The organism is Kitasatospora sp. NPDC058162 (genome assembly GCF_042884005.1).
Lineage (GTDB): Bacteria > Actinomycetota > Actinomycetes > Streptomycetales > Streptomycetaceae > Kitasatospora.
In genome coordinates, this window is the sequence record NZ_JBHVUS010000075.1 from 1 (window position 1) to 9476 (window position 9476).

The following is a 9476-nucleotide window of genomic DNA, read 5'->3' on the forward strand; positions in this document are numbered from 1 at the left end:
GTCCGCGGTGACGTTGGCCGCTGCGGCCAGCTCTGCCGGCGGGGCGAAACGCCGCTCCTCCTTGAGCAGGTTGGCCAGGCTCTCGTTGCTCAACGACTTTCTCCTCTTGCTTCTACCGCTCCGGACGGTGCCGGGCGGCCTGCGGTGGTTCCCGGAGCGGCCGGGAGGACCGATCCGCGCGCCGACGGGTACGAGGTACCCGTCGTGCTCGCCGACCCGGTCCGGGCCGCTCACGGACCGATCCTCAGGCGTGCCGGTATACGTTTGATCAACGCGCTCGCGGCGCCCTCGCCCGGAAGGGCCTCCGCTGCGCGGAGTACGACCGGGTGACGGACGTCGGCCGACGTTCTCGCCCTTTCTGACCGGGTGTGCCCAGCCGCGGAGACGCCACACGGTGACAGGCCGTCCAATTCCCGGTGCGGTCGGGCGCCCGGCACCGGTACCGTCCGCGGGTGACCCGTCGAACCCCGCCACGCCCCGTGGACGTCGAAGAGCTGTTCCCCGAAGTCGCTCCGCTCCGCCGGGAGGCCGTCCGGCTGCATCCGCGCGCCGGTCGTCCGATGCCGGGCGACAGCTCGGTGGGCGGGCCGCTGCTCTGGCCGGCGGCGGAGCCGTGGCCGGAGTGCCCGCGGCACCCGGGCTCGCCGATGGTCGCGGTCGTCCAGGTCCACCGCGGCGACGTGCCGGACCTGGTGCCCTTCCCGGCGGGGCGGGACGTGCTCCAGGTGCTCTGGTGCCCGAGGCCCCACGAGGGCCAGTGGGTGGTCCCGCTGGTCCACTGGCGGTCGGCCGGGGAGGTGGGGGAGGTGCGGCCGATGCCGCCGGCGCCGGTCGACGCCGTCTACGGGCACGTGCCGAGGCCGTGCGTCGTCCATCCGGAGCTGGTCACGGAGTACCCGAGCTGGGACCTGTCGGACGAACTCTGGGACTCCCTGGACGCCCGCTTCGAGCGGGTGGAGGAGGAGACGGGCTGGAACTACCAGGACCACCTGTCCACCGCGCCGGGCATCAAGCTCGGCGGCTACCCCGGCTGGAGCCAGGAGCCGCAGTGGCCGGACTGCCCGTCCTGCGGAGCGCCCATGGACCACCTGCTCACGGTGGAGAGCACCGAGGACCATGGCCCCGAACAGGCGTGGACCCCGGTCGAGGACCGCGACCGCCGCCGGGAGGGCGCGGTGCTGAGCCTCGGCGGCCTGGGCGGGGTGTACCTCTTCGAGTGCCGCACCTGCCCGGACCGCCCGTTCGCCCACCGCTACGACAGCTGAACCCGGGCCGGTCAGCGGACGGGTGCCGGCGCCGCGACGGACCGTCAGCCTCGGGCGACCCGGAGGGCCCAGAGGACCAGCGGCAGTTGGAGCGGCACCCGGGCGACGGCCGCGGCCCGCAGCGGTGCCGGGCGGGTGCGCCAGTCGCGTGCCATCCGCACGTTCGCGGGGAGCACGGCCGTGAACAGGGCGGCAGCGGCCAGGGCGCCGGCGCGGCGGGTGCGGGGGTGGGCGACGGCGGCGCCGACGGCGAGCTCGGCCAGGCCGCTGAGGTGGGTCCAGGTCCGCGGGCGGCCCGGCAGGGCGCGCGGGACGATCGCGTCGAAGGGGCGCGGCACGGCGAAGTGCGCCGCTCCGGCGCCCAGCAGGAGGCCGCTCAGCAGGCGGGCGGATCGGTCGGCGGACATGCCGCTCCTCGGGGTGTTCGTGGATGGACTGCGGTCGGCCGACCGGGTTACCGGATGGTAGCCGGTGAGCGGTGGCGCGTAGGAGCCCGGCGCCGGAGGCAACGGAACGACTGGCTCAGCTGAACGACAGCAGCATGACCGGTGCCGAACTCGGGTGCGCCGAACCGCCCGCCGGTTCGACCGTGACGCCGATGCCGCTCGCCCCGGTCAGCGGCCCGGACAGCGGCAGCGTCCCGTCGCCGCCCGGCAGCAGCCCGGCCGGGCGCATCGTCCCGGCGTCGTCGAACCACAGTTCGTACGTCCGGCCCGCAGCCGGCGCGGGCAGCCCGGAGGCGAGGAACGCGGCCCGGTCGCGACCGGCGGACCACACCACGGTGCCCACGCCCGCCCCGCCCGCCGCCGCCCCGGTGGCGGTACGGGCGTCGGGGGCGGCGAGCAGGTCCGCGACGAGGTCCTGCTGCTGCTGGACCGCGACGGCGCGGGCCCGGGCCCGGTCGGCCTCCCGGTGTTCCTGGACGGCGACGCCGGTGGTGCCGATCGCCACGGCCAGGCAGGCGGCGAGCGCCGGCTTCGGCCAGCCGCGGCGCAGCCGGCCGAGGCGGCGGGTGTCCGCCGGCGGGGCAGCGGTGCGCGGGGCCTCCTGACGGAGGGTGGGCAGAGCGGCCAGCACCCTCGTCTTCAGGGCCTCCGGCGGGACGACGGAGTCCGCGGCCCCGAGCCGGGCCAGAGTGGCGGCGAACTCCGCCACCTCCTGGGCGCAGGCCGGGCAGCCGGCCAGGTGCCGCTCGAACTCCGCGCTCTCGCCGGGGTCCAGGGCATGGGTGGCGTACGCGCCGGTCAGGGCGTGCAGGTCGGCGGCGCTCATGATCCCACCCCCAGGCAGTCGCGCAGGCGGATCAGTCCGTCGCGCATCCGGGTCTTGATCGTGCCCAGCGGGACGCCCAGGACCTCGGCGACCTGGGGGTAGGTGTAGCCGCGGTAGTACGCCAGCGTCAACGACTCCCGCTGCAGCTCGGTGAGCACCCGCAGGCAGCGTCGCACCTGTTCGCGCTCCAGCCTGCCCTCGACCTGCTCGGCGACCTCGTCGAACACCGGGGTGTGGGAGGCGGCGGCCGCCCGCTGGTCGCGGTCGGCGGCGGCCTGCGCGGCCCGGACCCGGTCCACCGCGCGCCGGTGGGCGATGGTCAGCACCCACGGCATGACCTCGCCGCGTTCGGCCCGGTAGCGGGCGGCGGTGCGCCACACCTCCAGTAGCACCTCCTGGGCGACCTCCTCGGACTGCGCCGGGTCCCGCAGCACCCGCCGGACCAGGCCCAGCACCGGGCCGGCCACCGCGTCGTACAGGTGCGAGAACGCGTCCTGGTCGCCGCGGGCGACCCGTGCGACGAGCTCCCGCAGGTTCGGACCGGGCAGGGACGGTCCGGTCAGGTGCACGACGGCGCTCATCCGGCCGCCCCCGCGGCGCGGCGGGCGGGCGGCGGGCCCCACGGGCGGATGGCGGGCATCACGGGCCTCCCCAGGAGGCGGCCGGTGCGGAGGCCCGGCCGGGCGGACAGTACGGCTGTTACGGCTGACACCCGGTCTTCGGCGCGGGCGGCCCGCCGGATTGGTCCGGGATGCTCCGGGTCGGCGGAACCGGTCCCCATGACCCTCGACCACGGCGTACTGTTCGCCGCGCCGGGGGAGCCGCTGCTGACGGCGCGGGAGTTTGACGCGGTGGCATCCCTGGCATCGCACGAAGGCCGCGACGACATCGGCCGCGAAGCGCCGTTGCCTGGGGAACGGGACTCGGCCGAGCCGTGAAGACCGGCCCCTGTCATGGTTCCGGTTGCGGGCCCGGTTGCGGCAATCGATAGTGGACGCGGTGGCCGTATGGCGCGCCGGAGTGTGGGCCAAGCCACCAGCCGGACCCGTGCCGTTGGTTGTTCCGGTCTGGCGACAATGGACAGGGCCGTGGCAAGGAGCCGCATCGCCCCGCCACCGAGCCGGCGAACACGGCCGGCGGGTCCCCTCCGATCGCGGCAGTGTCCGCTACTGCCTTGCGCCGGCAACCCTTCGTGGTCAACACCGGCAGTGCAGGCTGCACGTGAGACCGTCTCCACCCCTCCCGGAATCCGAGAGGAGCACTCTTATGGCCAAGAACACTCTGGCACGTCTCCTGACGGCATCGGCTCTTGTGGCCGGGGGCGTGATGCTGCTCCCCGACCCCGCGGTTGCTCAGACGGGCTTCCACGTCGTCAACATGGCGACGGGCAAGTGCGCGACCATTGCCGGAGGGGTCTCCTCCGACAACAACGTCACCCTCGTCCAGTACAACTGCGACAGCGACTCCTCGCGGCACTGGTATCTCAGCAACTGGAGCAACAACACCTTCCAGCTCGTCAACGTGAAGACGGGCAAGTGCGCGACCGTCGCCGGAGGGGTCTCCTCCGACAACAACGTCCTCCTCGTCCAGTACGACTGCGACAACGACTCCTCGCGCCGCTGGTATCTCAGCAACGGGGACGGCAGCTCCTACCAGTTCGTCAACGTGAAGACGGGCAAGTGCGCGACCGTTGCCGGAGGGGTCTCCTCCGACAACAACGTCATCCTCGTCCAGTACAACTGCGACAACGACCTCTCGCGCCGCTGGCAGCTGGCGTAAGGAGCCGTAAGACAGGGCCTCTGGTGGAGCTCGGGTCTTTGTCGAGACCTGGAACTGCCAGCAGGCCCTGTTTTCGTTGTCCCACCTGCTCCAGTGAAGCCGAACCTCGCGATCACGGCTAACCGCTGTGATGCGATCAAGATCGTTTGACGAACGGTCAAGATCATTTGATGCAGGACGGCTACCCCCGGTTCGCGGCCTGCTTGACGGTCCTGATCGACGGGGCCGTCTCGACGTGGGTGACCGCCGGGAGCGCGGCCACCCGGGTGGTCAGGTAGCGGTACAGCGCGCGCTGGTCCGGGCACACCACGGTGGCGTACAGGTTGGTCGGCCCGGTCGTGGCGCAGGCGAAGGCGACCTCGGGGTGCCCGGCCAGCGCGCGGCCGGCCTCCTCCAGGTGCGGGGGAGCGACCGAGATCCACAGCAGGGTGCGGGTGCCGATGCCGAGCAGGCGCGGGTCGCAGTCGATGTCCAGGTAGAGCACCCCGCGTTCGCGCAGCTCCGCCATCCGGCGCCGGGCCGTCGTCGGCGACCAGCCGGTGACCGCCGCCAACTGCTCGAACCCGGCGCGGCCGTCGGCGGCGAGGGCGGCCAGCAGCCTGCGGTCGCCGTCGTCCAGCCGCACCGGCCCGGTCCGGGGCGGCAACGGGGGTGTGGACGTGGGTGGGGGCGCGGGCGTGGGCGGGCTCAGTGCTGCGACCGCCGTCGCGTCCAGCGGGCCGAGCTTGGCGATGAGGCTGTCCGGGCCGCCGTAGAAGGAGTGCAGCACCGAGTGCGCGCTCACCCCCTCGACCCGCGGGGTGCGGGGGAGCCGGGCCAGCAGCAGGGCCTCGCTGTCGGCCTCGGTCTCGGCGCGGACGGTGCAGGTGATCTCGGTGCCGCCGGAGGTCAGGCTCACCCAGGAGGTGTCGGGGCGGCGGGCCAGCGCCTCGGCGACCGCGACCGCCGCCGAGGGCGCGCAGCGCACCCGCAGCAGCCACAGCTCGGCGCCCAGCGCGATCGGGTCGACCCCGCCGAGCACCCGCACCGCGCCGGTCGAGCGCAGCCGGGCGTACCGGCGGGCGACGGTGCGGTCGGACACCCCGAGGGCGGCGGCGATGGTGCTGAACGGGGCCCGGCCGTCGATCTGCAGGGCGTGGACGAGGCGGCGGTCCAGCTCGTCGTAGTCGGATTCCACCGTACCGAGGGTAGTGCGCGTCGGATTCCTCCACCATCGGGCCGGTCACTGGCCCAACGGCCTTCGTCGGAGCGAGCGTTGACCCCGTCAGCGGAACCACCCGAGGACCCACCCCGACGGAACCGAGGAGAAGCACCATGGACACCGACGTACTCGTGGTCGGAGCCGGCCCGACCGGCCTGACGGCGGCCAACGAACTGCTGCTGGCGGGAGCGTCGACCGTACTGGCCGACCGCCTGCCGGGGCGCAGCATCCTGTCCAGGGCGGGCGGCGTGCAGACCCGCACGCTCGAGGCGCTCGACCAACGCGGCCTGCTGGAGCCGCTGTTGGCCAGCGGGGACCACCCGATCGGCGGGAGCCACTTCGCGGGCATCCCGCTGCCGGGCGCCCCGGACCCCGACCCCGGGTCGGCCGCCTTCCGCCCCCGCCAGCCCTGGCGGTCCGTCCCCCAGGTCGTGCTGGAGGCCTTCCTGGAAGAGCACCTCGCCGGGCAGGGCCTGCGCGTCCGGCGCGACTACGAACTGGTCTCCCTCGGCCAGGACGAGGAGTCCGTCACCGCGACCTTCGCCAACGGCGAGGTCGTGCGCGCCCGTTACCTGGTCGCCGCCGACGGCGGCCACAGCACCGTGCGGTCGCTGCTCAAGGCCGAATTCCCCGGCCGGGCGGGCACCTTGACCACGATCGCCGCCGATGTGCGGCTGAGCGGCGCCGACGGCCTGCCCACCCACCACCACAGCCCGGACGGCCACTGGACGGGGATATTCCCGCTCGGCACCGACGGCCGGGGGCGGCCGCTGCGTCGGCTCGCGATGGGCGGGCCGGGCCGGTCGCTGCCCAGGGACGTCCCGATCACCGAGGAGGAGATCCGGGACGGGCTGCGGGCCGTGTTCGGCGAGCGGGTGCAGCTGCTCGAACTCTGCCACGCCCGCCGCATCACCAACGCGGCCCGGCAGGTCGCCCGGTACCGGCACGGGCGGGTGTTCCTGGCCGGCGACGCCGCCCACGTCCACCTCCCGCTCGGCGCCCAGGGCATGAACGGCGGGATGCAGGACGCCTTCAACCTCGGCTGGAAGCTCGGCGCCGCCGTCCGGGGCCGGGCGGGCGAGGGTCTGCTCGACAGCTACCACACCGAACGCCACCTGACCGGGACGACGGTGCTGCGCAACGTCCAGGCGCAGGGCCTGCTGATGGACTGGGTGGGCACCCGCGACCCGGACGTGCTGGCCACCCGGGACCTCTTCGCCGAGCTGATCACCCTGCCGGAGGTCCAGCGCCGGCTGGGCGGGCTGATGTCCGGGACGGCCACCCGCTACCCGATGCCGGACACCGGCCCCCACCCGCTGCTCGGCGGCCCCGTACCGGACTTCGACCTCGGTCCGACGCGGATGTACGAGCTTCTGCGGTCCGGCCGCGGTGTCCTGGTCGACCCGCAGGACGCCCTCGCCGGGGCCGTCGCCCCCTGGGCCGACCGGGTGGACCGCGCGGGCGCGGGCGCCCCCGTCGAGCCGATGCTGATCCGCCCGGACGGCCACGTCTGCTGGGTGGGTACCCCGGAGACCCTGCGGCCGTCCCTGGCCCGCTGGTTCGGTGCCCCGAACCCGACCGTCTGACGCTCCCGCACGCCCCCGTACCGGCAAGCGGTACGGGGGCGGTGGCCTGCCGGGTCAGGGCGCCGGCGGGTAGCCGCGGGTGCGGACGAGGTCGTGGACGAGCTCGGTGAACGCCCCGGTGGCGGCGCTCCGGTAGGCCTCGGTGCGGTGCAGCAGGGTGACGGTGCGGGTGGGGAGGGGCGGTTCGAGCGGGAGCCGGGCGAGCCGGGGGTGGTCGTGGGTGACGGCGTCCGGCAGCACGGTGGCGAGCGGGGTGCGCTGGACGACCTCGGTGAGGGCCTGGACGGAGTTGGCCTCGACGGCGATCCGCGGGTTGACGCCGTGCCGGGCGAAGTAGTCGTCGATGTGGCCGCGGGTGGCGAAGTCGCCGCTGAGCAGGGCCAGTCGGTGATCGGCGAGGTCCCGTACCGGGAGCGGGCCGGTGGACGGGGCATCGGCGCCGGTGGCGGTGCTGGTGCCGGTGCCGGTGCCGGTGACCAGCGTCAGGTGCTCGGTGAACAGCGCGGTGGCCGTGACGCCGGGCAGGTGGGGCCCCCGGAAGGCGATGCCGAGGTCGAACTCGTCGGTGAGCAGCCCGGATTCGATGCGGTCCTGGCTGGTCTCCCGGACGGTCAGGCTGATGCCGGGGTGCCGGGCGTGGAGTTCGGCGGCGAGCGGGCCGACGAGGTAGGCGGTGAAGGTCGGGGTGACGGCCAGGCGCAGCCGCCCGCGGGAGAGGTCCTGGACGTCGTGGACGGCCCGTTCGGCGGCGGCGAGGTCCCGCAGCGCGCCGCGGGCGTGGTGGGCGTACGCCCGGCCGGCGTCGGTGAGGCGCACGGTGCGGCCGGTGCGGTCGAGCAGCTGGGCGCCCAGGGTCCGTTCGAGCTGCTTGATCTGCTGGGACAGCGTCGGCTGCGAGATGTGCAGCTCCTCGGCGGCGCGGGTGAAGTTGCCGTGGTCGGCCACGGCGAGCAGATAGCGAAGATGACGCAGTTCCAGGGCCATGCCCCGAACTATAGACCGTGTCGATGGGAACCATCGGTAACAGCTCTTGGACGCTATAGGCCCAGCTCATGCACAGTGGATCTCGCCAGGCCCCACCGGCCCGGCGCCACGAGAGGGAGTGACCCCATGCGTGACTTCGCCCAGGGCATCGCGGACTTCCAGCGGGACGTGTTCCCCGCCAAGGAGGAGCTCTTCGCCCACCTGGCCGCCCACCACAGCCCCCACACGCTGTTCATCGGCTGCTCCGACGCCCGCGTCGTGCCGGAGCTGATCACCGGCTCGGAGCCGGGGGAGCTGTTCGTCATCCGCACCGCGGGCAACCTGGTGCCCGCCTACAGCCCCGGGGCCGACGGGGTCACGGCGAGCATCGAGTACGCCGTCGCCGCCCTGGGCGTCCGGGACGTCGTGGTCTGCGGGCACTCCGGCTGCGGGGCGATGACCGCCCTCGCCCACGGTCACGACCTCAGCGGAGCCCCCGCCGTCGCCGACTGGCTGCGGCTCGCCGACGCCTCGGTGGCCCGCACCGCCACCGCCGGGGACGTTTCGGCCCTGGTGCGGCAGAACGTGCTCGCCCAGCTGGCGAACCTGGCCACCCACCCGTCCGTCGCCCGCGCCCTGGCGGCGCAGGCGCTCACCCTGCGGGGCTGGGTCTTCGACATCGCCACCGGGCGCGTCGAGGACCTCACCGCCGCCGCCACTGCCGGCCACGCCGCCGTCGCGGCCTGACCATCCCAGCCCCCCTGGTCGCCCCTTGCCGGGCAGCCGGGAATCCCGTCAACCACGAGAAGGAACCTCCCATGGTGCACGCCCAGTTCGACCCCACCGCCCGCCAGCTGCTGGCCGCCGCCGCCGTCGAGGCCAAGACCCGCAAGGACCTCACCTGGCAGCAGATCGCCGACGTCTCCGGCCTGTCGGTCGCCTTCACCACCGCCGCCGTCCTCGGCCAGCACGCCCTGCCGAAGGAGTCCGCCGAGGCCGTCGCCGAGCTGCTGGGCCTGGACGCGGACGCGGCCCTGCTGCTCCGGACCATCCCCACCCGCGGCTCGATCCCCGGCGGTATCCCCACCGACCCGACCATCTACCGCTTCTACGAGATGCTCCAGGTCTACGGCACCACCCTCAAGGCCCTCGTCCACGAGGAGTTCGGCGACGGCATCATCTCCGCGATCAACTTCAAGCTCGACGTGAAGAAGGTCACCGACCCCGAGGGCGGCGAGCGCGCCGTCATCACCATGGACGGCAAGTACCTGCCGACCAAGCCGTTCTGACCCACCCCCTTCCGTTCCCGTGCGGCGGGGCGGGGGGGGCCCCACCGCCCCGCGCGCCGCCCCCCCCCCCCCCCCCCCGGGGGGCGCCGGGGGGTAGCGGGCGGGCGCCGCCGGCGCGGGC

The 9476-nt window shown here is 74.3% G+C and carries 11 protein-coding genes; 6 read left to right on the forward strand and 5 right to left on the reverse strand.

What is annotated here, in order from left to right:
• Positions 1–452: 452 nt before the first annotated feature.
• Positions 453–1265: a DUF1963 domain-containing protein gene (locus tag ACFVXG_RS45835; protein ID WP_387936468.1), complete on the forward strand. Its 813-nt coding sequence runs from the start codon at positions 453–455 to the stop codon at positions 1263–1265.
• A 44-nt stretch (positions 1266–1309) separates the two neighbouring features.
• Here the strand turns inward: ACFVXG_RS45835 and ACFVXG_RS45840 are convergent, their stop codons facing one another.
• The 3 genes from ACFVXG_RS45840 to ACFVXG_RS45850 form a co-directional block, all read right to left on the reverse strand.
• A complete protein-coding gene (locus tag ACFVXG_RS45840; RefSeq protein ID WP_387936469.1) occupies positions 1310–1672 on the reverse strand; it encodes a hypothetical protein in 363 nt (120 codons plus the stop codon).
• A 115-nt stretch (positions 1673–1787) separates the two neighbouring features.
• The gene (locus ACFVXG_RS45845; RefSeq protein ID WP_387936470.1) at positions 1788–2537 is read right to left on the reverse strand and encodes an anti-sigma factor domain-containing protein; all 750 of its coding nucleotides are present in this window, start codon (positions 2535–2537) and stop codon (positions 1788–1790) included.
• Positions 2534–3118, reverse strand: coding sequence for a sigma-70 family RNA polymerase sigma factor (locus ACFVXG_RS45850; protein ID WP_387936471.1), 585 nt, complete (start codon positions 3116–3118; stop codon positions 2534–2536). The genes ACFVXG_RS45845 and ACFVXG_RS45850 overlap by 4 nt, the downstream gene beginning before the upstream one ends.
• Positions 3119–3316: 198 nt before the next feature.
• On the opposite strand from ACFVXG_RS45850, the gene ACFVXG_RS45855 reads away from it, so the two are divergent.
• Both ACFVXG_RS45855 and ACFVXG_RS45860 read left to right on the forward strand, forming a co-directional pair.
• Positions 3317–3475: a hypothetical protein gene (locus tag ACFVXG_RS45855; RefSeq protein WP_387936472.1), complete on the forward strand. Its 159-nt coding sequence runs from the start codon at positions 3317–3319 to the stop codon at positions 3473–3475.
• 328 nt (positions 3476–3803) lie between these two features.
• Positions 3804–4316, forward strand: coding sequence for an RICIN domain-containing protein (locus ACFVXG_RS45860; RefSeq protein ID WP_387936473.1), 513 nt, complete (start codon positions 3804–3806; stop codon positions 4314–4316).
• Between the two features lie 181 nt (positions 4317–4497).
• Here the strand turns inward: ACFVXG_RS45860 and ACFVXG_RS45865 are convergent, their stop codons facing one another.
• Positions 4498–5493, reverse strand: a complete 996-nt coding sequence (locus ACFVXG_RS45865; protein WP_387936474.1) for an Lrp/AsnC family transcriptional regulator — start codon at positions 5491–5493, stop codon at positions 4498–4500.
• A gap of 137 nt (positions 5494–5630) precedes the next feature.
• On the opposite strand from ACFVXG_RS45865, the gene ACFVXG_RS45870 reads away from it, so the two are divergent.
• Complete coding sequence (locus ACFVXG_RS45870; RefSeq protein WP_387936475.1) at positions 5631–7103, forward strand: FAD-dependent monooxygenase; 1473 nt, start codon at positions 5631–5633, stop codon at positions 7101–7103.
• Between the two features lie 54 nt (positions 7104–7157).
• Here ACFVXG_RS45870 and cynR read toward each other — a convergent pair whose 3' ends face one another.
• The gene (cynR, locus tag ACFVXG_RS45875) at positions 7158–8087 is read right to left on the reverse strand and encodes a transcriptional regulator CynR (protein ID WP_387936476.1); all 930 of its coding nucleotides are present in this window, start codon (positions 8085–8087) and stop codon (positions 7158–7160) included.
• Between the two features lie 126 nt (positions 8088–8213).
• On the opposite strand from cynR, the gene ACFVXG_RS45880 reads away from it, so the two are divergent.
• Positions 8214–8813, forward strand: a complete 600-nt coding sequence (locus ACFVXG_RS45880) for a carbonic anhydrase (protein WP_387936477.1) — start codon at positions 8214–8216, stop codon at positions 8811–8813.
• 71 nt (positions 8814–8884) lie between these two features.
• Complete coding sequence (cynS, locus tag ACFVXG_RS45885) at positions 8885–9355, forward strand: cyanase (protein ID WP_387936478.1); 471 nt, start codon at positions 8885–8887, stop codon at positions 9353–9355.
• The last annotated feature ends 121 nt before the right edge of the window (positions 9356–9476 follow it).